This window comes from Noviherbaspirillum malthae, assembly GCF_015352985.1.
In the GTDB taxonomy this organism is placed as follows: Bacteria; Pseudomonadota; Gammaproteobacteria; order Burkholderiales; family Burkholderiaceae_D; genus Noviherbaspirillum; species Noviherbaspirillum malthae.
In genome coordinates this window covers 40732-66869 of sequence record NZ_JACYXF010000031.1, presented here as the reverse complement: position 1 = coordinate 66869, position 26138 = coordinate 40732, and the positions used below count along the sequence as shown (strand labels likewise).

The following is a 26138-nucleotide window of genomic DNA, read 5'->3' as shown; positions in this document are numbered from 1 at the left end:
CCTTCCAACAAAGGCCGAACTTGGTCAAACTGTTCACGACTGATATCGCTTGGATAATACTTCCTGCTCATTCCGGATCAACCTCATCACAAACCCGGCTTGGACAAAAAAATATCGATCACGTTCTCAGTCAGACAAACCTCAATGACCGTATCATTATCATGCAGCCATTGATTGCCAATGCGGTCGGTTCGGGCATCGCTGTTCGTACAGAGTTAGCAGAGGATCTGTGGGACACCTTATGTGACCCAAATCGGCTTGATACCCTACTCTTGAATTTGGCAATTAACGCACGCGATGCGATGAGGGACACTGGGGTGCTTAGCCTGGAAACGGAAAACGTGGAAATCCTGCCTGAACAATCTGACGAACGCGCTGTCATTTCTGCGGGCCAGTATGCTTTATTACGCGTCATTGATACAGGTACTGGGATGTCGCGTGAAACACTCAATCGGGTGTTCGATCCGTTCTTTACGACTAAACCGGCAGGACAAGGTACCGGGCTTGGCTTACCGATGGTGTATTCGTTTGTCAAGGACTCAGGAGGCGATATTCGAATCGATTCAACACAGGGAATCGGAACTACGGTTACCATCCTCTTACCTCGATGTACGGCACTATCTAGAGAAATGTCTGCATAAGAGTTGGTAGCCTACATCGAATCGGTACTGTTAGCAGATTCTTATCAGAGCCTGAGCGACAGTTTCGAAAGCAGCAATCTTTTGATCTGTCGCTTCCGAATTCAACAAGATGGTTTTCGCATGTTCAACTGCCTCTTCGAAGTCCTTCAACACTTGGGGATTCTCATAGGTGACATGCTTCAGAAGCGCGCCAATGGCAGCCACCATCGCCATTTGGGTCCCGGCTACGATGTCTGCATCAATGATTTTCTTATCGCTCATGTAAATCTCTTGGATCCGTTGATTGTGTTATTCGTTTCTACCAAACCCGAAACGCAGTATTGGCATAGCAAATGACGGTGTCAAGTAAATCATCGGCTTTCCAAAGACATAGAAGTCGATAATGCTATTTCATTGAAGCTGAGCTTGAAGGAGAGAACATTCTTTACACGAACAGATCTAATTTTCTAATGTGCAATTCGATGACACTGGAGGAAACAGAAGTCTAGTGGCAGTTAACCAACTAACTTGCTGGCATTAACATTCAGGCACAGATTATGTAACCTCGGCAATTTCCTGGCGAGATTGATTTCATACATCTTTCTTCAGTCTAATACATCGGCAAAAAAGCTATAGAACATCAGGTCGGTATGGCCGCCGTAGCCATGCAAGACCATGAAGTCCCGTTTGCTGCACATCAGGTCACTATGACCTCACTTGACATTGTCTTTTCCACATTGGTTCAGTTGAGACCTGGTGCTGCGTTCCGCATCGTGGATACGGGTTGCGCATCGCCGCAAAAGTACTATTCTCTACGTCTGCGAATTCTCGGACAGTGGAGGGCCAATAATGTCGATCCATTTGGAAAAGTGTGCGGTCAAGCAGTGTGGCTATGTCTTCCTTGTGGAGTCTTCCAGCATACCTGCGGGCGATAACACCGTGAGGGGTCTTGTTGTGTGCCCACACTGTGGTGAGCGAGTTGAAGCGGATCCTGCAATAACATATATCACTCGAAGCCTACCAGGCGACATACGCGACTGGCCGAAAGAGGGGGCATGGGCATAACGTTACGGATTTTCCATGCCTAGGACGTATGGTGAAGTCGCCGTATGATGCAGCACTTATTTCGCCATCTGCCAAGACCAACTAACGCTTTGGAGAGGGTTGGAAGGCGGGACGGGAATAGTAAGATGAGCGTCGTAGGATCGGGCAATCTTTGCCGTTGCATTGCCTAATTTGAGTTTCATCGCAGCAGCCAACGAAGACCGCCGCGCACTTGGCAGCGAAGGGCGGATTTTTCTCGTTCTAATTCGATAAAAGATCCGATCGGTTATAGCATGAAGATTAAATTACTTCGAAAAGTAAAAGCTGATTAAGCACGTCCTTCTCACAAGATAGGTCAAGCAACCGGCCCTTCAACAGCTCCCGCCAGAGGTACGAGTGATTCGACAAGAACTGCGGGTAGGCATGGCAACGGAACCTTGAACTGTCCAGCGCTTAAAGCATTTTATTCGCCCCTGATTACAACGAAACCTATAAATTTGGGCCCTCGCTCAAACCCTCCACCTGCATGTCGATCACACTTGCATTCGCCACGATAACAAGGCATTTTCCCGGTCGGTTAATGTCTTCGTCATATTCCCGGTTCAGGGCGCATCTAAACAATGGCCCGCTATGGGAGGGAGAGGTGGCCCCGTTTGATTGGACAGCAAATTGCTGCTGCTAAGTGGAGCTTCGCGGAAGTAGCGTTGCCATCTATGCCGCTTGTGGCATTGGCTGGTTGCTGAAGTAGAACGCATCTGGCGTCTGGCCGTCAAGCGCACTGTGCGGGCGCCGGCTATTGTAAAACTCCAGGTAGCGGCCAATCCCGCTTCTTGCCGCGCTCACTGTCTCGTACGCGTGCAAGTAGACTTCTTCGTACTTGATCGATTTCCACAGCCGTTCGACGAACACATTATCTCTCCAGCATCCTTTGCCATCCATGCTGATGGCAATGCCATTGCCCTTGAGCAGATCAGTAAAATCGGTACTGGTAAACTGACTTCCCTGATCGGTATTGAAGATCTCCGGTGCTCCATGACGGTCAATGGCTTGCTGTACCGCTTCGAGGCAGAAGTCAGTGGTCAGCGTATTGGACAGTTGCCATGACAGTACCCGCCGGCTGGCCCAGTCCATGACTGCAAACAGGTACACGAAGCCGCGCTTCATCGGAATGTAGGTAATGTCGGCGCACCAGACGTGGCCCGGCCGCTCAATCGTCATATCGCGCAGCAGGTAGGGGTACACCTGATGGGCGGCATGGCGAGTACTGGTCCTGTGTAATGACCCACTGAAAACCTGCTCAGGTGATAATCACGAAAGGGAATCACATGAGCATGACGATGGAAGAAGAATTCAAACGGTGGACCGCCAAGCGCAAGGCTGCGTTGGTTACCGAAATCATTCAGGGTAAAACCAGCGTGGCTGAAGCCAGCCGAGCGTTCGACATCCCGCCTTCAGAAATCGAAGAATGGGTTGACGAAGGACGCAAAGGCCTGGAAAACGCACTGCGCGCCAAGCCGCTGGACGTCAAGGAACAGTATGAGCGGCAGATCAAGGAACTGCAGGAGGCCTACGGCGAGGCAATGCTTGAATTGCGTGCTCGAAAAAAGCTGCAGTCCCTGCTGGGCGAGGACGAGAAGTGATCGAGACGATCCGCCAGGGACTCAAGGAAGACGGCTTTACCGTCTCGATCAGCAAGATCTGCCAGTGGTTCGGCGTGCCGCGCAGAACGGTGTATTACAAGCCAGTTAGGTCGGCACCGAAGGTCCAGGACCGTTTCGCCGGCCCGATCAAGGCCATGATCGACGAGAATCCGTCTTTCGGTTATCGCACGGTGGCGCACCTGCTGGACTTCAACAAGAACACCGTGCAGCGCATCTTCCAGCTCAAGGGCTGGCAAGTCAAAAAGCGACCCATCGGCTTCCGGCCGCGGGTGCAAGCGTTACCCTCGGTGGCTAAGGCACCGAACGAGCGTTGGGCGACGGATTTGTGTCGGGTCTGGGCTGGTCGAGATGGCTGGGCAGTGCTGGCCCTGGTGATCGATTGCCATACCAGGGAGCTGCTTGGCTGGCACCTGTCCCGCTCTGGCAAGGCCAAGACCGCCGAATCGGCGCTGGAACAAGCATTGATCGCCCGCTACGGGACCTTGGGGCGTGTGCCAGTGCCTTTTCTGCTTCGCTCCGATAACGGCCTCGTCTTCACCAGCCGCAGCTACACAGCGCTGGTCAGAAGCTATGGCTTGAAGCAGGAATTCATTACACCGCATTGCCCGGAGCAGAACGGCATGGTGGAACGGGTGATTCGTACACTGAAAGAGCAATGTGTACACCGCCATCGGTTCGAGACGCTGCAGCATGCGAGCCGGGTCATTGCAGACTGGATTGGCTTCTATAACACGCGGCGTCCGCATCAAGCGCTGGGCATGAAAACGCCTGCTGAGGCATTCGCTTTAGCAGCATGATCTGAGCAGATTCGGCTGGGTCGATACACCTGGGCTTTCTGTACAGCGCCTCAATGCCCATCTTCTTCATCAGCGTCGCCACATGCTTGCGGCCAATGGCGGTGCCTTCTCGCCGCAGCATGTCACGCAGCATTCGGCTTCCGGCAAACGGGTGTTCGAGGTGCAGTTCGTCGATGCGGCGCATGATCGCCAAGTCGACCCCACTGGCTGGTTGCGCTCGGTAGTACGCCGTCGAGCGTGCCAGTGATAGCACCTGGCACTGCCGGGACACTGGCAATTGATGAGTGCGGTCGATCATTTTTTTGCGCTCAGCAGTCCCGCTTTGGTGAGCGCGCTTTCTAAAAAATCGTTCTCCAGTGTCAACCGACCGATCTTGGCATGGAGCGTCGTGAGGCCTGGTTCATTGGCCGACCTGGCCGCTACGCCACCATCGAATACGTCTGCGGCCCGCTCGAGCAACTGCCGTTTCCATTCTGTCACTTGATTTGGATGCACATCGAATTGCTGAGCGATCTCAGCTAGCGTCTTATCACCCTTGATTGCTGCCAGCGCCACCTTGGCTTTGAATCCGCTTGCGTGGTTGCGCCTTGTTCTCTTGCTCATGCTTTGCTCCTCGGTACGGTCTTTCGACCGGTTTCATCAAGCAAAGCTCCACTTATCTAACTGCACAGATTTCCGGGGCCACCTCTACTAGCGGTATCTCAGACAAGCCGCCGTATCAAGTATGTACAGGGTCTTTGAGTGACTATAGCTTGAAATGCCTACCGGTCGGCATATACACCGGTCTTGTATCTTTACCAGTTGTGATTGACGGAGCACTTCAAAGTATCGAGATTCCGGTCACGATGAAGCGGTAGATATAAGTACGTCGGACAAGTCAAATCCGCAAGGAACGATGTCTGTACATGTGGAAAGCAGCAGTGCCCTGCTAGCGAAAGTTAGCAGGGCATTTTCATCTTTGAAGGGGCTCAGTCTCATAGAATTTCTTGTTTGCCTGCTCCGATTCGAGCGACGTCCGTGCTGCAACTTACTCGCTGATCGGCATAACTAAGCTCAATGACGTCGACCATAAGGCATGTCTGCGCAATGTTCTCGTCCGCATTACCGACTACCTGAGCAGCCGCGTCGAAGAACCGCTGCCTATGGACGTCGACCGCAATCCATCTCGGGTCCCCACAATCTTATAGCTCAAACGCTGCCACCAGACGTGGCTAATGAGCGAAGCTTCTTGATAGACATCATGGCAACGTTGTTAAGAGAACACGAAGGGTTTGGGCGGTGAATGTAGGTTTGGTGACGAAAATAACGTCATCAGTAAAGGGGGAAATGAGACACCGTACTAAAAAATGCGCGGAAGTACACTTGCCCCGTTTAGCCAGTTGACAGTTACCGTGATGCGTCGGGACGAACAATAGGCTCGAACACAAGTTCTGGCAGGATCACCTCCCACTGCTCGCACCGCAGCGACGCATGGAACGGCGGATCGCTATCCTTGCGCCGTCTTACGATGACGCTGTTCACCTTGCCAGACAAGAACCGCATGCCATCGGGAATCCGAAACGATCGCGCGAGGCGGCCGACGACGCGGCGCTTGTCGTCCATAATCTCCCATTGCTCGGCGTTCTGCTCGATCGTGACCGGGCTGTCGGCGGATAGCGACGCAATCGCGGCATGGAGAGGATCCTGTTCATGGCGCCGACCAGCATAACCGAGATCGACATGTTTCAATGGCAGACGCAAGTAGCGCCTGCGCAAAGCTTGTTGCGGCAGCAACGGCCGCGGTGGCCGGCGAATCATGACAGCTGGATTCGTAAGCAGCTCCTCGCAGAACCCTTGGCGACCATCGAGCCTGGCTAGAATTAGTGTACTGCGCGCGCGGGTCATGGCAACGTAATAGAGCCGTCGCGGTGCATCGCCATCCTCTGATGGGCCTGAGCGTCGCCAATTGCCGTCCAATACTGCGACATGGTCGAACTCTAGGCCCTTGGCACGGTGCGCCGTCAACAACAGCAATCCGTTTTGCCGGCGCCTGACCTCTTGCCCCCATTCCGCCAGCCACTCGATAAAATGATCCACCAATACTTCGCCATGCGTTGTCTCAGCTGCATAGTGCTCGGCGGCTTCCAAGAGTAGGGTCCACCAGGGATTGGTCGACTGCCCCATCAACCATGACTGGATCTCGTCGATGGTGACGATGGTTCCCGGGCGGCCACGCAGCCATGCGACCAAGGCGCGCGTTTCCCGCAGCTGCCAGCAGTGTGCTGTGTCCTCATCTGCCATCTGCACCGGTATGCCGTGCTGTTCGCAGTAGGCACGCACTGGGTCAAGGGTCTTCCACTCGCGCGCGATGATGGCCATGCGGGACCAATCCCGCTCTGGCGAGAGCTCGAAGAGGCGACGCATCTCGGCCATGACGGCCTCTGCTTGGGACAAATCGTCTTTACCCGCCTCGACGATCAACACCTGTCCACGCCCGACCGGATCCAGCTTCGTCCAAGCCCCTCCAGCGTCTTCACTGCCGCGCCTGTGGTTGACGGTGATTGGGTGGTCAGCTTTCATCCGGTTCAGGGCAGGTGCGATGACCTGGTTCGATGCCGCGATGATATTGCCGGTCGATCGGTAGTTCTCGACCAGAAATACCGGTTTAGCAGCGTAGTCCTCCTCGAAGCGGCGAATGAACTCCACGCTGGCGCCGTCGAAGGCGTAAATGTTTTGATCGTCGTCCCCGACGGCAAACAGCGAGAGACGGCCGTCCTCCTCGGAACGGGCGCGCCCCGCTAATGCCGCAATGAGTTCATATTGGTCCGGTCCGATGTCTTGGTATTCATCGACCAGGATCCATCGGAATGAAGCGAGTAGACGATCGCGCAAAGCATCGGCCTCGTCGATGGCCGCGCCTTCGCCCTTGAGCAACGCCACCGCCTCGCGCATGACCGATTTGAAGGCTTGTTCGTCTTTTGCCGCATGCTTGCGGAAGCTGGTCCCGGTGAGGCGCATGGCGAATGCGTGGCAAGTCATGACCACGACGCCTTTCGCATCATCACCAATTAGACTTGCCAAGCGGCGACGGATCTCGACGGCGGCGTGGCGGTTATACGCGAGGGCCAGAATGCCGCGGGGATGTTCGCGTCTGACCCGCACCAGATAGGCAATCCTGTGCACCAAGATCCGTGTCTTGCCCGAGCCGGGACCAGCCAGCACCAGCACATTGGTTTGCTCACGGTCATCGGCGACGATGCGCTGCTGTATCGAGTGGTTGAGGCTGTCGACGATCGCTGCGTAGGAGGCGGGCAAGGTCTGCTGCTCCAGTTCCTTTTGCTTCAGTGGCAGCCAGCGGCGCAGAAACTCCTCCTTATCCAACTTGAAGTAGTCGTTGGCGAGGCGTAGCGCGTCGTTCATTTGTTGCAGACCGCGCTGCGCATATTCCGCCATGACGTGAATTTGCACGACCTGATCGTCGTAGTGCATCTTCAGAGGCGCAAAGTCGGCTTTGATAAAACCGCGTCGCTCGCTACCCAGCCGGATGGTCATCGCCGGCCTAAAAACAGCCAAGCCTTTGTTGAGCCGGATGATGTCCTGTTCGTGTAGCCAGAGTAGGGCACGGTCTAGTAGCTTGGCGGAATCCTTGACCTGGCTGACCAGAACGACATCGGTCTTGAGTGCGGCATGCAGGGCACCGAGAGTGGTTTCGGCCAGCAAATCTGTGCCGCGCGCGCCGGAGGGCAAGACCGAGATCAAGTGCTGCAGGACCAGGGCGGCCGCCTGGTGCCGCAAGTCCGCGGTCCTCGCCAGGTGTGTCCAATCGCGCTGCAACGTGACTTGGATGTTTTCAGCGTCGAGCCGACGCAGACGCAGGCTCCCTAGGCCACCATCTTCGCTACGACCATCGCTCGCGATGCTGTTGACCAGCCGGGAAATCTTGTCGGGGAGGGCACCGGTGTGGCCTTGGTCTTTAAGCGCCTGAGTGGTATGCCGTAGCTGAAGCAACGACGTTTCCCCCTTTTGCAGGTCTGGAGCGACTTCCCGCATCAGATCGATGAGGCCGTTTTCCAGGGCGATCGCTTCCTCCAGCCGCTTCTGGGAGGAGCGATTGACTCCACTGTGCACGAAGGCGGTCAGTCCGGTGTCGTTGCTGGCAATACCCAGCCGCTCGAGGTCATAGAGCGCGGTGCGCAGCTTGTCAGCGGAGAGGCCAGCTACACCCATCAACTCGTCGGTGGAAATGCCCTCGTCGGCCTCAGCCGACAGCATGGCGTAGATAATGGCCAACAGTTGGCGACGATAATCGTCGAACAGTACTTGCTTCTTCAGCTTGTCTCTTGCCTCGTCCATCGTCGCTATCCGCAGCGACGATGGGAAGACTTGAACGTGGTTTTCTTCACGGGTCAGAAGCGCAGCTTCCTCCAGCCAGGAAATGGCGGTCCTGACCCGGGTGTCGTCCGTGGCCGAATCGCGTTCGAAGTCACCCTCCGCATCTTCGGCAAGGATCTCACCCGCGGTCGCGATTACCTCTCCGGTTGCCTGCTTCTTGCGCTCCAGCGCACGCAGAGACTTAAGGACAGCCTGAATTTCCTTCTGAGTCAGCCGCGAGCGCGCCGACATGCTGAACTGGCGCTCCACGTCCTCAGCTGTGTAGAGCGCGATACAGCGTGCGGGTGCCCGGTCGCGGCCGGCGCGCCCAGCTTCCTGCAGGTAGTTTTCCAGAGAGCCCGGCATGTCGGCGTGGATCACTAGGCGCACGTCCGGCTTGTCAATGCCCATGCCGAAAGCATTGGTGGCAGTAATGACCCGCAATTCCCCCTCCACGAAGCGTCGTTGAACGTCTTTCTTGGTCTCGGGCGGCAGGCCGGCATGGAAAAAGTCGGCTGCCAAGCCTTTCTCTTGCAGGTATTTGGCGATTTCCTCGGTCTGCTTACGGGTGGCGCAGTAGATGATCGCGCCGCCGGGCATGTCTTCGGGCAGTTCGCTCTGCAATATCTGATGCAGGTGGGGAAATTTGTCCGCCGGTGTGGTCGGCACCACTGCAAAATCAAGGTTGTCACGGCTCGCGCCACCGTCGAACACGGTCAATTCGATACCAACCTTGGTGCGAAAGTGCTCAAGCATGTCTGCGACCACGTCTGGCTTAGCCGTGGCAGTCAGGCAGAGTACTGGGGCGGCGACGTCCACCTTTGCCGATTCCCGAATGAAGCGGCCGACGTAACGGTAGTCGGGACGGAAGTCATGACCCCACTTCGAAATGCAGTGCGCTTCGTCCAATACCCACATGCCAATCTCGCGTTGCGCCAGCACTTTACGTACGGCCTTGCTGCGTAGCTGTTCAGGCGCGACGATAAGAATCCCGACGTCGCCTAGCCGCACCCGGTCGAGCACGTCGGCGCGCTCCGGGAGGGATAGCAAGCCGTTGATGGCGGCGCACACACCAATTCCCCGCGCTTCCAGGCCAGCTACCTGATCGGCCATAAGGGCAACAAGCGGCGAAATGACGACCGTCAGCGCACCGGTCTTGTCAAAGCGTGATAAGGCCGGAATCTGGTAGCAGAGCGATTTTCCAGTGCCTGTTGGCAAAATACCAAGAACATGGTGTCTCCCCATGGCTGCTTCGACGATCACTTCCTGCAGAGGCCGACCGGAAGCATCGGCGGGTTGCAGCCGGAACTCGGGGAACCCAAACCAACGCTTCAACTCCTTGCGTGGGTCGTGCCGCTCGCGACACCATGTACAGTCGGGAGCGCTGCAAGCGGTATCACGCAACCGGCGTACGATGTGGCCAGCTTCTGGATACTGATGGCGGACCCATGGCGGCATCACCGAGTTGCCGCCAGCGACGGAAAGCCAGGCCAAGGCGTAGGCCAGCGGCCAGCCGTGGGTTTTTGCCTTCGCAAGAATCTCACGTGCGCTCGTCTCGCAAGCCTGGCCCTGGATGCGACGGCCTATGGCGATGTGCGCTTCTTCATCGGTCGGACGGGCAGCACGCCGGACGGTCAGAAAGAAGGCGTTCAGGCCCGACACGGTGTTGTCCGAAGTGGTAAGCCAATGCCATGCAGTGACCAAGTCAGGGTCTTCCTGCGCCAACTCCTTGAATGCCAGGAGCTGATCGCGAAAGACCTCGATAGTAAGCCGGGCATCAAGTTCAGGATTGTTCAACTGCCCGCGTTGCAGCTTCCCGTCCTGATAGTGCTTGACCAGGCGATGGTAGGGATTGCGTGGAAACGCCAGCGGGTTCAGGCAAAGCGTATCGATCGTCGGCAGGCTGAGCAAGCGAAGATCTGGCTTGACGGCGGCGAGGTGCGGCCGATCAAAGGCGATGATGTTATGGCCGAGCAGGAAAGAGGCGCCATCGGCGACTTCATCGAGCTTGGTCAGCGCCGCCAGCAAATCACCCTTTTGATAGACGTAAGATGCGTCGGTGTCACCCCGGACTCCGGCAAAACGGTGAATCTTCGCGTCTTTGATGCCAACCTCGAGATCGACGGAGACGCAGCGCGGGCTCAACGAGGGACGCGGTAATGACGAAAGCGATGCGACTGCCGGTACCGCGTTCGACTCGGCGTCTAAATGGTCTCCGTCGGCGCGGGATGGTTCATTAGCATGTAAGGCTGGCGTCGTCACAATGAGAGCCCTGAAAGATATGTTGCCCGAAACGAGGCCCTCATTATGGCCTTTCTGTACACCTAGCTTCCCATTCTACTTGTTGACTTGCCAATATGAAAGAACTGGAGATCTGATAAAAGCCTAATTCTTGGATTGATGGGAGTCCTATCGCGCGGTTGACCAGCTGCCAACGCCGCTATAGCTCGAGGCAAATTTTTGGATCGCAGACGTCGATGGCGGAAAACGAAATCCGTATTGACCTCAAGCCGCTGCAGCCTGATGAAAGCCACACGTCGAGAGAGCCTGCTTGTTTGGCGATTCATTTCGGCCGTCACGGGCACCACTTGGCCCGAAACAAGCGGTTCTATTAACCTTTTTCTCGTGATCTGTCACAGCGCGCGGATGTCATCCGTCTTAGACGGGATAGGGCAAATGCTTGTCCGTCGAAGACCCATTTTGAAAGGATTGAACATCATGAATCGCGTGAATTGGTTCGCTGTCTCTCCCGAGGGCGCAAAGGCAATTGGCGTCCTGCATCACTATGTCGTTAACGACACGAACTTGTCTAGTACTCTCATCCACCTTGTCTTCCTACGTGTATCGCAGATCAACGGGTGCGCACACTGCATCGACATTCACACGCGCGATCTAATCAAAGAGGGGGTGTCGGTCGACAAGGCTGTGCTGGTTCCAGTCTGGCACGAAGCCGAGCATCTATTCACCGAGCAAGAGCGTGCCGCGCTGGCATGGTCAGAGGAAGTCACTCGCGTGAGCGAAACGCACGCTTCCAATGAAGCCTACGCAGCCGCGCTGGCCGTGTTTGGCGAGAAGAACTTAGTGGACCTGACCTTGACCATTGCGGCCATGAACGCGATCAACCGGCTCGGCGTCAGCTTCCGCTTAAAGCCTCGCGCAAAGAGCTGAAGGCTCGTTTAGACATGATCCTGGTGCCTGCTATGGATAGATTTTGCCAGCGATAGTTTTGTCTCTAAATTTCCGCTACGGGGCGGTTAGCCGCCGTTTCAGAAGTCAGACATGAGAAGAATGTTGCATATCCGAAATGTCCTTACATTATGCGTATTCTGCTAGGGTTACGCAACGATATGCAACGTGATGCGCTCCACGACACTCGGGGCAGCCCGCACTCAGGGGCAATGTGATAGTCGATATTGACGGAAGGCTGGTCAAGATCCAAATACTTAGTGAGTCTATAACAGTCCCTTCTGATCAGAATGAAGATATCTCCTGTACAAACAGCTGGAGAACGATCAGCAATGGGTGATGGCAGTCCCGCGCGATTTGCGTTGTTGCATCCAACCCGACAATAAACGACATGTGTTGGAAGATGTCTTCGCATTGCACGCTGGGGTGTCACCCTGCGCTTCTTTCGAAGTGTGGCGGTCATTACTAACTCTCTGATTTTTAACGAGGTATGAACGGCATGAAGGCGTTGGTACGGCATTTGCCATGCTTGTATTGGCCAGTAGGCTTTTCATGGTGCTGGCCTGATCCCAATCTACCAATGTAGGAGAAGGCAAATGAACGACAACACTGTGTGTATGCGAGAAATAGCATTTCTCGCCACGATTCTGGTGCTTGGCCCTAGTTTGGCACGAGCCGATGCATTTACCGTCATTGATCAAAATGCGAGTCTCAAAGTCACCATAAATGAACCTGGAACTCCTTTGGGAATCCCCAATGATCCGGTACAGTTCACTCAGACGCTTGAGTGGATCGTAGACGGGCGTCGGATACTGGTCTATCCGTCGGCGCCATCAAGCTGGCTTGATATAGGCCATTTTCATCCTGGTAGCCATGTCGGTGTCCATCAGCTACATGCTCAAGGTCCCATGCAGGGCTATGCCAGCAGTCCAAGTCAAGGTACGGTGGTCGGGGGCATCGTCTATACCGTTGAGGGAAAACAGCCAGGTGGCTGCCTATCCCGCATTTGGGAAAAGATAGATATCGTCAATAAAACGGCAGACGCTATAACGCTACCATTGTCTGGTATGGGGTGGAAGCCTCAGGGTGGTGCCCATCAATCCGGACTTGAAATGCCGGATTGGACGGGACGGGATATCAGAGGAACGACGACGGTTTACCTGCAAGGTAGCGCTACAACTGGCCCGTCGATCATAAGCCCGCCCTACGCGCCAGTGGCAGTCTTGCCGGTGGTCGTCTTTTCAGGATACAACCCGCTAAGTCAGAGTATCAGCGTGCAGGCCGGTGCCACGTTGACAATCATTACAGAACTCCGGGACTGTACAGACGTGGCTCCCACCGTGTCGGTGCCGCCTTAAGATAAATAGACTATTGGACAGCGGGCCCCATTGTAAAGACCGACACTGCATGGCTGAGGTGCATGGCTTGTTCATGCAAGGTACCTGATGCGGCGGCAGCCTGCTCAACCAGCACTGCGTTTTGCTGAGTCACTTTATCCATGTGGCCAACCGCATCATTGACCTGCTGTACCCCCAACGCCTGTTCATTGCTTGCCGCCGCAATCTCATCGACTACCTGCGACATGCGGGCGACCGCATCGACAACCTGAGCCATGGTATCTCTGGCACCTGTTACGAGGTTGCTACCCGCGTTCACTTTTTCAACTGAGTCGTCAATCAGGTGCTTGATTTCTTTTGCGGCGGCGGCCGAGCGCTGTGCTAATCCACGCACCTCGGCCGCAACTACTGCAAAGCCACGACCGGACTCTCCTGCACGAGCTGCCTCAACCGCTGCGTTCAATGCCAAGATGTTGGTTTGAAAGGCAATGGCATCAATGGTGCTAGTAATTTCAGCGACACGTTTGGCTGAATCGGATATGGCATTCATAGTTGCGCCCACATCGGCAACGGCAGCATCGCTACGTCGAACGACAGCATGGGTTTCTTCCGACAACAGCCTTGCTTGCTGTGCATTGCTGGCGTTTTGACTTACTGTCGCAGCAAATTGCTCCATGCTCGATGCCGTTTCTTCTAGGCTTGCCGCCTGTGTTTCGGTACGCGCGGAAAGATTCACGTTGCCTGCGGCGATTTCTCTAGTAGCCTGGTTGATTGTAGTAACGTTTTCTCGGATGTCGCCAATTGCAGCAAGCAAATTGACCTGCATTTGGCCCAGTGCGCGCAATAATCTCCTGCCTTCGCCATCGCATTGTGGCAGGGTTCGTTGTGTCAGGTCGCCGCCGGCGAGCGATTTCGCTAGATCAATAGCGTCCCCCATTGGTCGCACAACGCCACGATCTATATAGGCGTACAGGGCAATGTTGAGCATGCCACCGACCACCGCCGCATACAACATCCATTCAGGAATGGCGGCGGTAGTGAGCAGCAGATGTAATAGTGCAAACGCAGCGACGACGACCTGTGGCAGCGATGTTAATGCAATGCGTACTCGCATGGAGAGGCGGCCACGCCGTAGCAATGCCGATAAAGCAGACTTACGAACCAGGCGCCCTTGAGCCAAGGTCATCGTACTATGGCTACCTTTGTTGATTTCAGCGTATGCAGCTATTGCGGCATGTATCTGCTGGCGCGTTGGCTTGGTTCGCACCGACATGTACCCGACGATTCGTCCGCCTTCGGTAATTGGCGTGACGTGGGCAATTACCCAGTAGTATCCGCCATCCTTACGTCTATTCTTGACCGGCGCGCTCCATATTTCCCCGGCTTTGAGTGTTTGCCACAAATCGCCAAAGGCGCCCTCCGGCATGTCTGGATGGCGAACAATATTATGCGGCGCACCCATCAATTCGTCTTCGTCGAAACCGCTGACTTCTAGAAAATAGGGGTTGATATAGGTGATGCGGCCCTTTAGATCGGTTTTGGAGACAATAGGACGATCATCCTGTAGCACGTATTCGCTATCATTGACGGGCAGGTTCTTTCGCATTGTCTCTTCCTATATGGCATTAGGTCGGCTCGAAACAATGCCTCCCTCATTTTCGGTTGTCTTGCTGCAATACAGCGCATGGAAGGCATTACATAGAACTTGCCCCAAGGAAACTTTGATCTGAGTCAAAATTTAGAGGCCGCAGTCTGAGCGTTGCGAGAACACTACGTTTTGTTACGTATAGGTATGTTTTGCTTCAGTTAAGAAAGCAACGGTTGGATAGCTCCCACGAGATAGAACTCGTCATAGAGCAAACATTAAACATTATGGCAATTTTTTTACGAAAACTCTGAGATTTTTGGTTTGAAATGTGAGTCTGGCTTGGAAACGCCCTTATGAGCAAAGGGGGAAATGAAAAACCGCATTAAAATGCGCGCAAAGTACGCTTACCCCCAATTGGCCGAACAACTGGCTACATCAACGGCACATGCGGAGGGTTTCTCACAGCAGGTTAGGGAATTGGAATTGTTGCTGGCCACTACTAAAGCCAAGATGGAAGCGCAGCAAACTATGAATGAGGAGTTGCGCAGCTATCTCAAGCAGCAGAACCGTACTGAGAAAGACGAAGGCAAGTAATCACCCAGAATTGACATAGGCCTGTTATTCCTACGGGGCGATAGGCCTTGCAATATTGTCAGCCTCAAGAGGCTGTCCCAGTTTTAGCTGGTGAGTCTCTTTGGTCATGGCTACAAAGACTCGGGCGGGTCAACGCTAGGTTCGCCTACCGTCGCAAACAGCATCAAAAACGAGGGCACCCCGAGAAGTACACCTATCCCAAAGTGCGGCTCTTCAAGTGCTGGACCAACAACTGGGTGGTGGCCGAATCAGCCGACTGGCCACGGGTAATGATGACGAAGCGGCGTTCGGCCCATGGTTCGGCCAGTGGAATGAAGGTCAATGAGGACGCCTTGGCGTGGCCCATGGCGGCTTCGCGAGGCAGAATTGCCGGCCCGAGCCCCGCCGCTACAAAGCGCACTGCGGCGTCGATGCCCGACACTTGGATGCGATGCACCAGCGAACGCGAGCGGATAGCTGCCTCCCGGCGCAGCAGTGTGTCCACCATGCCACCGGGCGCCACACCAACCGCGATCTGGTCCATCACATCGTCGAAGCGTACCTGTACGCTGCCGGCCAGCGGATGATCGCTGCGCACGGCCAAGCACATATGATCGCGCCGATAGGGCTCCACCTGCAGGTCGCCGACGTCGCTGGCATCCCACAGTACGCCGATATCGGCCGCACCTTCCCGAACAGCACGAACCACTTCCGGGCTGACGCGCTCGTCCGTCGACACGCGTACGCCGGGATGAAGCTCCAGGAAGGAGCCAATGTCTTCCGCGATATCTTCAGCTAGCACAGCGGTGGTGGCCACCACCCGCACATGGCCCTGCACGCCACTGGCGTATTCGCTGAGTTCGGCGTTGAGGCGATCCATGGAACGCAGGATTTCCCGTGCTTGGCGCAGCAGCGTTTCTCCAGCGGAGGAAGGCTTGATACCGCGGCGGCCACGCACCAGCAGCGGGGTGCCGATCTCAGCCTCGATGGCGGCGATGCGGCGGCTCACCGCCGACGCCACCAGCGACTCCCGCTCAGCTGCACGAGCGATGTTGCCTTCATCGCAGACAGCGACGAAGAGCCGCAGAGACACGAAATCGATATGTTTAGCCATGCCGAAAAAGCACGTTGTGCGTGATAAATCATCGAACATAACATATTTTGTGAGGGCTACAATGAATTTCCAGTCAAGCCGGCCACCGTCAGCCGCCGGTTCACAATACTGAGGAGAAACCCATGAGTCAGCGCACCCTCTATGACAAGCTGTGGGATGAGCATGTCGTCCGCACCGAAGAAGACGGCACCGCCGTGCTTTACATCGACCGCCACCTGGTCCACGAAGTCACCAGCCCGCAGGCGTTCGAAGGCCTGCGCCTGGCCGGCCGCAAGCTGTGGCGTGTAAGCAGCGTGGTGGCGACCGCCGACCACAATACGCCCACGACTGGCTGGGAGCGCGGCTACGACGGCATCGATGATCCGATCAGCCGGCAGCAACTGGTGACGCTGGACAGCAACATCAAGGCCTTCGGCGCGGCCGCCTATTTCCCCTTCCGTGACGCCAGCCAAGGCATCGTACATGTAATCGGCCCTGAAAACGGTGCCACGCTGCCGGGGATGACGGTAGTCTGCGGCGACTCGCACACTTCCACGCATGGCGCCTTCGGCGCGCTGGCACACGGCATCGGCACCAGTGAAGTCGAGCACGTGATGGCCACGCAGACCCTGCTGGCCAAAAAGGCAAAGAACATGCTGGTGAAAGTCGAAGGTGAACTGCGCCCGGGTGTGACCGCCAAGGACATCGTACTGGCTATCATCGGCAAGATCGGCACGGCTGGCGGCACAGGCTACACCATTGAATTCGCTGGCAGTGCGATCCAGTCGCTGAGCATGGAAGGACGGATGACCGTATGCAACATGGCCATCGAGGCCGGCGCACGGGCAGGGTTGGTAGCAGTGGACGATAAGACCATCGAGTATGTAAAAGGGCGACCGTTTACGCCCACCGGCGCCCAATGGGATGCGGCTGTCAAACACTGGCGCACCTTGCAGTCTGACCCGGGCGCGCATTTCGATGCCGTGGTAGAGCTGGTGGCCGCCGCCATCGCACCACAGGTTACCTGGGGTACCAGCCCGGAGATGGTGGTTTCGGTGCACGGAACCACTCCGGATCCGGAACAGGAACAGGACCCCACCAAACGCGATGCCATCGAAAGGGCCCTCAAGTATATGGGATTGCAGCCCAACCAGCCGATTACCGATATTGCGATCGATAAGGTCTTCGTCGGCTCCTGTACCAACAGCCGCATCGAAGACTTGCGTGAAGCCGCGGCCGTGGTCAGGCGTCTGGGCCGCCGCGTTGCGCCCAATGTAAAGGTCGCTATGATCGTGCCCGGTTCGGGCAAGGTGAAGGCGCAGGCTGAAGAAGAAGGCTTGCATGACGTCTTCACGCAAGCCGGGTTCGAATGGCGCGAGCCGGGCTGCAGCATGTGCTTGGCCATGAATGCCGACAAGTTGTCCTCAGGCGAGCGCTGCGCTAGCACCAGCAACCGCAATTTCGAAGGACGGCAGGGCGCGGGCGGCCGCACTCACCTGGTCAGCCCGGCGATGGCTACAGCGGCCGCGTTGCATGGCCATTTCGTCGATATTCAGGCCATCGCCTGAACCCGACTGATCCATTGAAAGGCAAACCATGAAATCCTTCACCGTTCATCGCGGCTTGGTCGCGCCGCTGGATCGCGCCAACGTCGATACCGACGCGATCATTCCGAAACAATTTCTCAAATCCATTCTGCGCACCGGCTTCGGGCCGAACCTGTTTGACGAATGGCGCTATTTGGACAAGGGCGAGCCCGGTCACGATCCGGCTTCGCGCCAGCCCAATCCGGACTTCGTGCTGAATCAGCCAAAGTATGCCAACGCCAGCATCCTGATCGCACGCAAGAACTTCGGCTGCGGCTCCAGTCGCGAACACGCGCCCTGGGCGCTGGACCAGTATGGTTTCCGTGTCGTGATCGCGCCGAGCTTCGCCGATATCTTCTTCAACAACTGTTTCAAGAACGGGCTGCTGCCCATCGTGCTGGACGAGGCTGACATCGATGCGATCTTTCGCGAAATCGAAGTAGCGCCGGGTTATGCGCTGACCATCGATCTGCCACGTCAGGTCGTCGTCAAGCCGGACGGGCAGGAACTGTCGTTCGATGTGCAGGCGTTCAGGAAATATTGTCTGGTCAATGGCTTCGACGACATTGAGCTGACCCTGCGCAACGCCGATGAAATTCGGACCTTCGAGTCGGTCCGCCTCGCACGGATGCCTTGGTTGACGCATATGATGGACGGCTAATTGCGATAGGCGAGGACACGCAGCCGAGCTCGAACAGTACCGGCCAAGGACAGATGTCGCGTGGCTCACAGGTGGCAGTTTTTCCAGGCGAATGCTAGAGGCGGACGGCGGTTGCTTGTCCTGCGTGCCACATGAAGTGCGGCGGTAATGCCGCCATCTTTAGCATAAAAAGTACTGAGAAATCTCTCAGAATTATTGCTCGCGATAAGAGCGCTTATCGCATGTAATTGCAGGCAGAGACATGCTATTCTCGCGTTTCGACGTTACAAACCGCAAAAATGAGCGACAAAAGCGTGAAGCAGCCATTATCAGAACTCTTCGAAAGTTCGCTAGAAATCTAGGCGATGAAGTCACTTTGCGTAATGCAAGTACAGCTCTTTCTACAGATTTGGCCAAGCAGCATCAGAAAATCCTGGCCGCCGCAACCTCCGACAATACTCGCCGCGCCTACCGTTCCAGCATCAATCACTTACTGGCCTGGGGCGGAAGACTGCCTTGTGAGGAGCCGATGCTCATCGCTTAGTTGATGGCCTACGCAGAATCGCTTAACCCGCGAACCCTATCACTGCGGCTCACAGCGCTCTCCCAGTGGCACATCCACCAAGGGTTCTCCAACCCAGCGGGTACGTCCACCGTAAAAAAAACCATGTCCGGTATTTTGCGGATGCACGGCAAGCCAAAGAAAAAAGCCAAGGCCTTGCCGATTGAGGATCTTGAGCTGATCACCGCGGCCTTGGCGGGTCAGCCAACGCTGGGTGCAGCACGGGATAACGCGCTGCTGCAAATCGGCTACTTCGGCGGCTACCGTCGAAGTGAGCTTGTGCAGCTCACAGTAGAAAATCTGGCTTGGGACCACGAAGGTCTAGTCATTGGGGTTAGCGTACTTCGCGTGCAAATTAGTGCGGTCCATTTAAATATTGTTATTGAAAATAAGAACTTACATAAGCATCGTCACTAGGACAATATCAAAGCAGTACGCCATTGAAACAAAAGGGAAAATTCGAAGGAAACCGTACATGGACGCCCCCGATTTGCCAAGCTCTCGATCCATGATGACGCGAAGGTAAAGATTGCACCCGTACATTCGGACTTTGTCTGTAGCGCTTTGCCACTGTCCCTGATGGGATATGCTGGCTGGCTCCTCAATCGCACTATCGCACTTTTCGTGCAGCGGTTTCTAGGGTTTTGCCAACCACGGTCTTACCTGGTTTGCCATCACTTCATGATTGCCTGTGCAATCGCTGGAATCAACTGCCGGTTGTTGCTACCACCTACGAGCCTTTGCTGAGCCGAGCTGATTATGCGCCAGCATAATCAACTCGGTACTGCCTGTCGTGTACCAACAGCGCCCAAACTGTTCGCGCATTCTTGTTTGCCAATGCGACCGCTGCCACGTTCTTATGTCGCCGAGCCAGAAGATTCTTCAGCCATCCATACGCGTTGACCCGGCGTTCGGCATGCCGAATCACAGCCCTGGCCCCGTGAATAAGCAAGGTATGTAGATAGCTATCGCCGCGCTTGCTAATGCCTAACAGATTCGATTTGCCACCCGTCGAGTGCTGCCGTGGAACTAACCCAAGCCAGGCTGCCAGTTGTCTGCCATTGGCGAAGTTCTTTGCATCACCTATGGACGCAATCAACGCACTGGCTGTAATCGGCCCGATGCCCGGAATTTGCTCTAGCCTACGGCTGAGAGCATTGGAACGATGCCACATTTGGATCTGCACTTCCAGTTCGCCAACCTGTCGATCCAGTTCCTGGAGATGATCGAGCATGCGCTGCACCAGTTGCCGAAACACAGCTGGCAATTGATCACCAGTCTGCTCAAGCAGTGCCGGTACACGCCCAGAAAGGTGAGCTATGCCCACCGGAATGATCAACCCGAATTCACTCAATAGCCCTCGAATCTGATTGCCCTGTGCGGTACGCGCTTTGACCATTCCTTGCCGCACCCGATGCAGCGCCAGCACCGCCTGCTGCTCGACATTCTTTATCGGTACAAACCGCATGCTCGGCCGGGTGACCGCTTCGCAGATCGCTTGGGCATCGGCCGCGTCGTTCTTGTTAGTCTTGACATAGGGCTTGACGAACTGTGGCGCCATCAGCTTTACCGTATGGCCCAGCGCCTGCAGCTTACGCGCCCAGTAATGCGCGCTACCACACGCCTCCATGCCGAGCAGACACGACGGCAGGTTGACGAAGAACGCCGCCATTTGCTCGCGCTTGAGCTGCTTTCGGAGAACCGTTTTACCTTGTGCATCCACGCCATGCAGTTGAAACACGTTCTTTGCCAGATCAATGCCAATTGTCGTAATCTTCATGGTGACGCTCCCCTCGGTTTAAGTGGCTGGTTGACACTTCCACTTTGGCACATTCGATGCCGTTTCGGGTGGGGGCGTCCATCCCATTGCACTAAAATGCGCGTAGAGTACGCTTACTCCGAATTGAAGACGCAGCTCTTCGGACATCGGAACCTCCCATAACAGCAGGCCTCCAATGTCGCGTTACCGCTGGACCGCTTTAAGTTTTAACGCCGACTTGGTCCACTACTCTTGCAAAACGGAAAGACGAGCCTGCTATGATTAGCTCAACAACAATAAAGGATCACTATGCCTCTCACAGACGCCCAACATGACCAAACCGACGCCGCAATCGGTCGTCTCTACGATTTCATCCGCTCCGGCGCAGTCAGTCGGCAAGACGTAGTTTCCACCATGGCGCACCTGATCGCGGCAGTTGGTCAAGGCAATTTCACCGAGCTCAACACGTGGCTCAATATCAAGGACGCAAAAGGCTATCAAGACGCCCTCTTACGTGTGCCAACACCGTTCGAGGTTAAGAAGACCATTACGCACAAGGGTAAGACCGTGCACATCGTCCAGATGGATGCTGGCAGCGAGCTGACACTTTATCCAATCGACCAGAATCACCGGCGCGTCGGAGGTTATGCATACAGCGTGACGAAACAGATGATTGATGAAGGCCTTTTGATTGAAGGCAAGACTCCGGTTGATTACATGATCAGTCGGGTACAGTACGATATCGAGAATGAGGCCTATGATAGCTACTTGAGGGCGGTGACTGGTACCCAAGGCGGCCAGCAATAGCAGGCTGGACGCTTATAAGAACAAACAAAAGGAGATTGCGCTAAGCCATACTCGTCAGTTTACTTCTGCAAGAAGATCAACAAGAAAAAAACATAAATTGAACAAAAAAGAATTTATTTTTGAAAAAGGGGTTCTAAAGCTATATGTTCCTATAGAATCTGTAGTTCCAGAAAGCGGTGGGTTTGTACTTGATGCAAAGGGTGAATAATGGATAGAGAACAAAATTGCCAAACGGTAACGGTAGGTAACGTTTTGCGAACCTTTGAAAGGCGGCGTGAACTGACTCCGCAGGAAGAGTTAGATCGCATGCGCCAATTAACCGATCAAATGCGCCAAAATCCTGACGATGCACGTCAGTTTCTCCGCAGTGCGGGTATTCTTGATGAGAATAACAATTTAGCACTCGATTTGCGAAATTGAAAAATGACTGGTTCAGAGTGGGCTCTTTACGAGTACCAGCCTAGCTTCATCTTGGGATTTCATGGCTGTGATGAGGAAACAGGAGAAGCCATCCTTCGACAAACTGGACTCCATCTAAATCAGTCAGAGAAAGAGCATGACTGGCTCGGGCATGGGATTTATTTTTGGGAAGGCAACCCACGACGTGCTTTTGAATGGGCCGAGCAACGGAAGGCTGATGGGAAAATCAAAAAGTCATTCGTATTAGGGGCTATTCTTGACCTGCGCCACTGCCTTGATCTTTTCGATTCTAATTCTCTTGCACAACTCACGCAGGCACACGCTTCTCTTAAAGCGCTAATGGCAAGTTCTGGTGAAGAAATGCCACGTAATGTTGGAGCTACACCGGATAAAGCCGGACGCAAATTGGATTGTGCGGTGGTGAATGCTCTACACGGGCTGCGCAGTAAATCTGGCCTGCCAGAGTACGATTCGATTCGAGGTCCTTTTCTTGAAGGAAGCCCGGTCTATGAAGGCGCTGGCTTTCGTGCTCAAAACCACATTCAGATATGTGTGCGTACAACGGCTTGTATAAAAGGATACTTCAGGCCTATCCTCAATAAATTATGATCATATAGTTTGCGGCCGGAAAGAGGACGATTGGCAAAAAAGGCGAGCCGATATTCCTGCACATTTTTAGCAACCCGAGCAGACTAGCAACATCAGCTCTCTTTGACCAATCATCGATATCCAGTCTTGCACGTTATACGATAAGCAGTTTCCTCATCTGCCGTAACGTATACTAATCCAGTCAATGGGCACCCCGTAAAGACGGCAAATAGCCAACTGTTGGGCGCTGTTGTGCCGCTCCGGGAGTCACACGTAGATTCCTCAAATCGTCTAATGTGCCAACGACCGTCCGAGCAGGCGCCTGCATTGATGCAATTCGAATTGCCTGCGTTACTGCTACTGATGCAGCAACCATGCTGACGAATGGCACGACGATCGGTTGTTGTGCCAATATGAGAGTACCACACCCGCCGTCTTTACTCGCAGCGCGGTGAGCCTGGTAAGCAGGTAACTGCAGAGTGCGTTCAAATTCCTGGCGGCCCCGATCTTCGACACCATCGAAATGAGTCTCTGGATTAAATGTATCATCGAAGACATTGATGCGAAATTGCCGAAAGTCGCGTGTCCCCATACCGAGGCCAGCATCAATGACGTATTCGAAACCTGTATTCCCGAGAATCCGACGTGGTGCAATCTTATCAAGCCCAGCCAAGGCGATAGCCGGCTCGTGTACAGTACGATGCAAATTTGGATCAAGGAGACGATCGATCCGAAAAACGGAAAATCCGACAGTCTCGGCCCACTCTTCTGCTGCTTTCGTTTTAAGCATGCCGTATCGGCCCTTTTCCACAAGCACCGAGGTTCCCCAGTTTTCTTTACCAATACGGTCAAAATCCTGCAGATATAACTTCATTGCAGCCCGGTCCTGATAAGCGAGTGAAGACAGGCACCATAGGTAAGCTTGCCCAAGATTGCCCAAGCCGATAAGCCATAAGGCATCTGGCAAAACATACGATGAAGGTCCAGTATCAGTTGTACTATTGAAGCCCGGTTCCCAAAGATTGATATGCTGTTGCCGCCTCCCAGCCGTGGCATCACCTATCTCTGCTGAAAACGCCTGGCCAATCGATAATGCCGCAGCAGTGATGCCAGCAAGGGCGATATCCGACCGCCCAATCGGCGTTGTGGCATACCCAGGGATAGTGCGTGCATGCCAGCCATCCCAGACAGCCTGAATACATGGAAGATCTGAACTTATTTCCGAAGCGCCGCCGACAGCTACTGTACGGCATGTGGGAATAAGTTCAAATTTCGCTCCGATGGTAAGACCAACCTGTCTAATGGTTCTTCCTAGTGGAAAGTTAGACACGATTAGGTCCGTATCGACAGCGCCGGACACTCGAACTTCTCCGAAGCAGCGAGTGGCAAGAATGATAGCCGTGAGAGCAGCATGCTGTCCTGCACGGGTAGTCGCGGCGTGAGCGGATACGTGCACTGAGATCACCGCAGTTTCCAAGCAGCGCTCGGCTTCATGGAGCTCAAGATTCTTTGTGCGCATTAACAAATTTCGCAACCTTGATCGCTCCGAATTCAGTTCATGATTCATGCTGTGACCTCAAAAAAACGGTTGCCCAGATGGCTATGGCTTGTCCAACTACATGCCCCGTGATATTCGTACATGCCGATGTGGCCAGGTAGACAGGTGTCACGCGCAAAATTTGGCAGAATTAATGCGAGGTGACCAACCTCTGCAATGATGGGATTGTTCTTATCGCTTTCGCTTTGGTGGCTGCTACCAGGGTGGACATGCACGTCTGCGACGACCTCTAGCTGCCTTTCGCGACATATTTCCCAAACCTTCCCAAGATATCGACCGTTAAACTCAACAATGCCACGTCGAAAGCACTGTGGATCGATGTCATCATAAAATAGGAAATCATGGATGACGCGCACTTCGCCGTTACGGCGACCGAGGAGAAACGCCCCGCTTTCCTGACGGCCTCGGGTACGGCGACGAAGTTCAGTGACGCCGGAGCGCCATACCACAGCGCTACATTGCAGACGAAGTGGAGGCGGCGTCTGGCGAAACAGGCTTTGCAGGATACGGATTAAGAAGTTCATGAAGGTCCTCAAGAATAAACGTCAAACTACGGCGTGCATGCCATGCCAGATGTGGGTGATCAGTCATCCAGTTATTGTGGCTGATTCCATGACGGTCCCAGGGACGATACACGCCATATCCCCATTCTTTGAACGCCTCGGCAGTCCTTGGCGGTCCCTTTGGGCGGCGATCCGGTGGGAGCGTCGTATTCGCATCCATATCCCAGCAGCGAACATCAGGTGGGGTGACAGGGAATTGGTCAACGAGAAAGCGAAAGGAAAATGCAGTGTGAGCCCCATCCGAAGTCACACCCGACACCTCAATGAAAAGGTACGGAAACTCCATTTTCAATAAACGCCAACGCCTTCTCTTTACTCCCAATCGGAAAGAGGGGGCCGCAAGTTCAGCTTCTACTGCGGCCTGAGCGATAGTCAGCGGATCCACGCCAACGCCCCGTTCGCGATCACACCACGTATGAGATCAAATACAACGGCATGGTCAGGACCATGTACATACCGGCCGACATGAGCGGCACGTGGGATTTCCTCTGCTGGATTCTTTGTTAATGCCAGTTCCATCTCTGGAGCTGTTGCCGCGTCTATGTTGAACCCATCTGCACTGACTGCCCAATCAAGAATGACCTGAATCCGGGCTGCCGGCGAAAAGTTCTTTACCTTTTGATACTGCTGGTAATTAACTGTCACGGTCATCCGTTCAGCTTGATTTACATGATGCGTGATTTCATCATCATTCTTACCTTTGAGTGACTTATCAAGCGGCAATGGCGTTTCTGCATCCTCCTCAAAAACGCGTAGTGACTCCGGCGGGATGCCCATGATTTTTGCAGCTTCTTGGACAATATCGTGGACCGTCCCATCGTCGGGAACAGTGATGCTTTGGATATCGTTGAATTGTTGTCCATCTAGAAATATTTCGCGTTTCATAATTACTCCTCCCCGGCGGGGCAACAGTGTTTGTGTCCTGCCGGAACCATTCCTGCAGTAAATCAATAATAACACCACAAAAAATAAACAGCAAATAAACATGAAAAATGCTTGTGTTGTTGATTTGTGATTGAAGATTCAAACGAGGTGCCTTATAATCAAACACCTACAAGGAGCAAGATTCATGAAGAAAACAATGACGTTGGTTCTTTCAGACTCTGAAATGGACGCGTTGGAGTCTCTATCTGAAAAACGGTCAATCAGTAAGGCAGGATTGATTCGCCAGGCGCTCAAGCTCTATCAAACAGTTGAAACGCGGCAGGACAATGGCGATAAGATTTTTATCGAAAACGCGGCGCGGAGCGAGAAATCGGAACTGTTGATACTGTGACAGTTGTTGATAAAACGTTCGTCCTGTAGTTGATATGCTCAATCTGTAATGTCTTTCAAGGCACGCTAGCGTACTTGACGTTCGTTTTGGTCAAAACAACACCTAGTTCAATAGAGCTGGATTGTTCTCG

At 54.4% G+C, this 26138-nt stretch carries 23 protein-coding genes and 2 pseudogenes; 14 read left to right on the top strand and 11 right to left on the bottom strand.

Going from position 1 to position 26138, the window contains the following annotated elements:
- The coding region (locus IGW03_RS24210; protein WP_267253589.1) for an ATP-binding protein at positions 1–641 on the top strand (641 nt) is incomplete at its 5' end.
- 30 nt (positions 642–671) lie between these two features.
- Here IGW03_RS24210 and IGW03_RS24205 read toward each other — a convergent pair.
- Together IGW03_RS24205 and IGW03_RS24200 are read right to left on the bottom strand one after the other, a co-directional pair.
- Positions 672–902, bottom strand: a complete 231-nt coding sequence (locus IGW03_RS24205; protein WP_194725097.1) for a hypothetical protein — start codon at positions 900–902, stop codon at positions 672–674.
- A gap of 1473 nt (positions 903–2375) precedes the next feature.
- Positions 2376–2933, bottom strand: a pseudogene (locus IGW03_RS24200) (IS3 family transposase); the annotation flags it as partial.
- 32 nt (positions 2934–2965) lie between these two features.
- Between IGW03_RS24200 and IGW03_RS24195 the strand changes: the two are divergent.
- Both IGW03_RS24195 and IGW03_RS24190 read left to right on the top strand, forming a co-directional pair.
- A complete protein-coding gene (locus IGW03_RS24195) occupies positions 2966–3304 on the top strand; it encodes a transposase (protein ID WP_225984950.1) in 339 nt (112 codons plus the stop codon).
- Positions 3301–4122, top strand: coding sequence for an IS3 family transposase (locus IGW03_RS24190; protein ID WP_323745022.1), 822 nt, complete (start codon positions 3301–3303; stop codon positions 4120–4122). Before IGW03_RS24195 ends, IGW03_RS24190 begins: the two co-directional genes overlap by 4 nt.
- On the opposite strand, the pseudogene IGW03_RS24185 reads toward IGW03_RS24190, so the two are convergent.
- Together IGW03_RS24185 and IGW03_RS24180 are read right to left on the bottom strand one after the other, a co-directional pair.
- Positions 4121–4725 (bottom strand): annotated as a pseudogene (locus IGW03_RS24185) (IS3 family transposase); the annotation flags it as partial. The gene IGW03_RS24190 and the pseudogene IGW03_RS24185 overlap by 2 nt on opposite strands.
- 783 nt (positions 4726–5508) lie before the next feature.
- On the bottom strand, positions 5509–10617 hold the full coding sequence (locus IGW03_RS24180; RefSeq protein WP_194725096.1) for a RecQ family ATP-dependent DNA helicase: 5109 nt from the start codon (positions 10615–10617) through the stop codon (positions 5509–5511).
- 573 nt (positions 10618–11190) lie between these two features.
- Here IGW03_RS24180 and IGW03_RS24175 point away from each other — a divergent pair.
- Both IGW03_RS24175 and IGW03_RS24170 read left to right on the top strand, forming a co-directional pair.
- The gene (locus tag IGW03_RS24175) at positions 11191–11640 is read left to right on the top strand and encodes a carboxymuconolactone decarboxylase family protein (protein ID WP_194725095.1); all 450 of its coding nucleotides are present in this window, start codon (positions 11191–11193) and stop codon (positions 11638–11640) included.
- A gap of 614 nt (positions 11641–12254) precedes the next feature.
- Complete coding sequence (locus IGW03_RS24170; RefSeq protein WP_194725094.1) at positions 12255–13016, top strand: hypothetical protein; 762 nt, start codon at positions 12255–12257, stop codon at positions 13014–13016.
- A 10-nt stretch (positions 13017–13026) separates the two neighbouring features.
- Here IGW03_RS24170 and IGW03_RS24165 read toward each other — a convergent pair whose 3' ends face one another.
- A complete protein-coding gene (locus IGW03_RS24165; protein ID WP_194725093.1) occupies positions 13027–14601 on the bottom strand; it encodes a methyl-accepting chemotaxis protein in 1575 nt (524 codons plus the stop codon).
- Positions 14602–14952: 351 nt separating this feature from the next.
- Here IGW03_RS24165 and IGW03_RS24160 point away from each other — a divergent pair, with 351 nt between their 5' ends.
- A complete protein-coding gene (locus tag IGW03_RS24160; RefSeq protein WP_194725092.1) occupies positions 14953–15177 on the top strand; it encodes a hypothetical protein in 225 nt (74 codons plus the stop codon).
- A 193-nt stretch (positions 15178–15370) separates the two neighbouring features.
- Here IGW03_RS24160 and IGW03_RS24155 read toward each other — a convergent pair whose 3' ends face one another.
- A complete protein-coding gene (locus tag IGW03_RS24155) occupies positions 15371–16309 on the bottom strand; it encodes a LysR family transcriptional regulator (RefSeq protein ID WP_228536017.1) in 939 nt (312 codons plus the stop codon).
- Between the two features lie 83 nt (positions 16310–16392).
- Here IGW03_RS24155 and leuC point away from each other — a divergent pair, with 83 nt between their 5' ends.
- The 4 genes from leuC to IGW03_RS24135 all read left to right on the top strand — a co-directional run bounded on the left by leuC (position 16393) and on the right by IGW03_RS24135 (position 19454).
- Complete coding sequence (leuC, locus tag IGW03_RS24150) at positions 16393–17817, top strand: 3-isopropylmalate dehydratase large subunit (protein ID WP_194725091.1); 1425 nt, start codon at positions 16393–16395, stop codon at positions 17815–17817.
- 28 nt (positions 17818–17845) lie between these two features.
- Positions 17846–18496 (top strand): 3-isopropylmalate dehydratase small subunit, encoded by a 651-nt coding sequence (gene leuD, locus IGW03_RS24145; protein WP_194725090.1) that lies wholly within the window; start codon positions 17846–17848, stop codon positions 18494–18496.
- A gap of 241 nt (positions 18497–18737) precedes the next feature.
- Positions 18738–19019 (top strand): hypothetical protein, encoded by a 282-nt coding sequence (locus tag IGW03_RS24140; protein WP_194725089.1) that lies wholly within the window; start codon positions 18738–18740, stop codon positions 19017–19019.
- 3 nt (positions 19020–19022) lie between these two features.
- The gene (locus IGW03_RS24135; protein ID WP_194725088.1) at positions 19023–19454 is read left to right on the top strand and encodes a site-specific integrase; all 432 of its coding nucleotides are present in this window, start codon (positions 19023–19025) and stop codon (positions 19452–19454) included.
- Between the two features lie 340 nt (positions 19455–19794).
- Here IGW03_RS24135 and IGW03_RS24130 read toward each other — a convergent pair whose 3' ends face one another.
- Positions 19795–20817, bottom strand: coding sequence for an IS110 family RNA-guided transposase (locus IGW03_RS24130; RefSeq protein WP_194725087.1), 1023 nt, complete (start codon positions 20815–20817; stop codon positions 19795–19797).
- A 288-nt stretch (positions 20818–21105) separates the two neighbouring features.
- Between IGW03_RS24130 and IGW03_RS24125 the strand changes: the two genes are divergently transcribed.
- From IGW03_RS24125 to IGW03_RS24115, 3 genes are all read left to right on the top strand, one after another.
- The gene (locus tag IGW03_RS24125; RefSeq protein WP_194725086.1) at positions 21106–21603 is read left to right on the top strand and encodes a hypothetical protein; all 498 of its coding nucleotides are present in this window, start codon (positions 21106–21108) and stop codon (positions 21601–21603) included.
- A gap of 207 nt (positions 21604–21810) precedes the next feature.
- Positions 21811–22023, top strand: a complete 213-nt coding sequence (locus IGW03_RS24120) for a hypothetical protein (protein ID WP_194725085.1) — start codon at positions 21811–21813, stop codon at positions 22021–22023.
- Positions 22024–22026: 3 nt separating this feature from the next.
- Positions 22027–22632: a hypothetical protein gene (locus IGW03_RS24115; protein WP_194725084.1), complete on the top strand. Its 606-nt coding sequence runs from the start codon at positions 22027–22029 to the stop codon at positions 22630–22632.
- 181 nt (positions 22633–22813) lie between these two features.
- Here IGW03_RS24115 and IGW03_RS24110 read toward each other — a convergent pair whose 3' ends face one another.
- From IGW03_RS24110 to IGW03_RS24100, 4 genes are read right to left on the bottom strand one after another with little or no spacing between them, the layout of a single operon-like run.
- Positions 22814–24178: a BilD N-terminal domain-containing protein gene (locus tag IGW03_RS24110; RefSeq protein ID WP_194725083.1), complete on the bottom strand. Its 1365-nt coding sequence runs from the start codon at positions 24176–24178 to the stop codon at positions 22814–22816.
- Positions 24175–24693, bottom strand: a complete 519-nt coding sequence (locus IGW03_RS24105; protein ID WP_194725082.1) for a hypothetical protein — start codon at positions 24691–24693, stop codon at positions 24175–24177. Before IGW03_RS24105 ends, IGW03_RS24110 begins: the two co-directional genes overlap by 4 nt.
- A complete protein-coding gene (locus IGW03_RS39300; protein WP_438943675.1) occupies positions 24623–25117 on the bottom strand; it encodes a DUF7665 family protein in 495 nt (164 codons plus the stop codon). Before IGW03_RS39300 ends, IGW03_RS24105 begins: the two co-directional genes overlap by 71 nt.
- The gene (locus IGW03_RS24100; protein ID WP_194725081.1) at positions 25105–25617 is read right to left on the bottom strand and encodes a hypothetical protein; all 513 of its coding nucleotides are present in this window, start codon (positions 25615–25617) and stop codon (positions 25105–25107) included. Before IGW03_RS24100 ends, IGW03_RS39300 begins: the two co-directional genes overlap by 13 nt.
- Before the next feature lie 184 nt (positions 25618–25801).
- On the opposite strand from IGW03_RS24100, the gene IGW03_RS24095 reads away from it, so the two are divergent.
- Complete coding sequence (locus IGW03_RS24095) at positions 25802–26008, top strand: ribbon-helix-helix domain-containing protein (protein WP_194725080.1); 207 nt, start codon at positions 25802–25804, stop codon at positions 26006–26008.
- Positions 26009–26138 lie beyond the last annotated feature (130 nt).

What these genes read in the sequence shown, in the direction of transcription:
- IGW03_RS24115 (WP_194725084.1), top strand. Translation starts at nt 22,027, where the DNA reads ATGACTGGTTCAGAGTGGGCTCTTTACGAGTACCAGCCTAGCTTCATC.
- IGW03_RS24100 (WP_194725081.1), bottom strand. Translation starts at nt 25,617, where the DNA reads ATGAAACGCGAAATATTTCTAGATGGACAACAATTCAACGATATCCAA.
- IGW03_RS24095 (WP_194725080.1), top strand. Translation starts at nt 25,802, where the DNA reads ATGAAGAAAACAATGACGTTGGTTCTTTCAGACTCTGAAATGGACGCG.
- IGW03_RS24205 (WP_194725097.1), bottom strand. Translation starts at nt 902, where the DNA reads ATGAGCGATAAGAAAATCATTGATGCAGACATCGTAGCCGGGACCCAA.
- IGW03_RS24175 (WP_194725095.1), top strand. Translation starts at nt 11,191, where the DNA reads ATGAATCGCGTGAATTGGTTCGCTGTCTCTCCCGAGGGCGCAAAGGCA.
- IGW03_RS24160 (WP_194725092.1), top strand. Translation starts at nt 14,953, where the DNA reads ATGAAAAACCGCATTAAAATGCGCGCAAAGTACGCTTACCCCCAATTG.
- IGW03_RS24155 (WP_228536017.1), bottom strand. Translation starts at nt 16,309, where the DNA reads ATGTTCGATGATTTATCACGCACAACGTGCTTTTTCGGCATGGCTAAA.
- IGW03_RS24110 (WP_194725083.1), bottom strand. Translation starts at nt 24,178, where the DNA reads ATGAATCATGAACTGAATTCGGAGCGATCAAGGTTGCGAAATTTGTTA.
- IGW03_RS24105 (WP_194725082.1), bottom strand. Translation starts at nt 24,693, where the DNA reads ATGAACTTCTTAATCCGTATCCTGCAAAGCCTGTTTCGCCAGACGCCG.
- IGW03_RS24120 (WP_194725085.1), top strand. Translation starts at nt 21,811, where the DNA reads ATGGATAGAGAACAAAATTGCCAAACGGTAACGGTAGGTAACGTTTTG.
- IGW03_RS24130 (WP_194725087.1), bottom strand. Translation starts at nt 20,817, where the DNA reads ATGAAGATTACGACAATTGGCATTGATCTGGCAAAGAACGTGTTTCAA.
- IGW03_RS24165 (WP_194725093.1), bottom strand. Translation starts at nt 14,601, where the DNA reads ATGCGAAAGAACCTGCCCGTCAATGATAGCGAATACGTGCTACAGGAT.
- IGW03_RS24125 (WP_194725086.1), top strand. Translation starts at nt 21,106, where the DNA reads ATGCCTCTCACAGACGCCCAACATGACCAAACCGACGCCGCAATCGGT.
- IGW03_RS24140 (WP_194725089.1), top strand. Translation starts at nt 18,738, where the DNA reads ATGCTATTCTCGCGTTTCGACGTTACAAACCGCAAAAATGAGCGACAA.
- leuC (WP_194725091.1), top strand. Translation starts at nt 16,393, where the DNA reads ATGAGTCAGCGCACCCTCTATGACAAGCTGTGGGATGAGCATGTCGTC.
- IGW03_RS24135 (WP_194725088.1), top strand. Translation starts at nt 19,023, where the DNA reads ATGGCCTACGCAGAATCGCTTAACCCGCGAACCCTATCACTGCGGCTC.
- IGW03_RS24170 (WP_194725094.1), top strand. Translation starts at nt 12,255, where the DNA reads ATGAACGACAACACTGTGTGTATGCGAGAAATAGCATTTCTCGCCACG.
- leuD (WP_194725090.1), top strand. Translation starts at nt 17,846, where the DNA reads ATGAAATCCTTCACCGTTCATCGCGGCTTGGTCGCGCCGCTGGATCGC.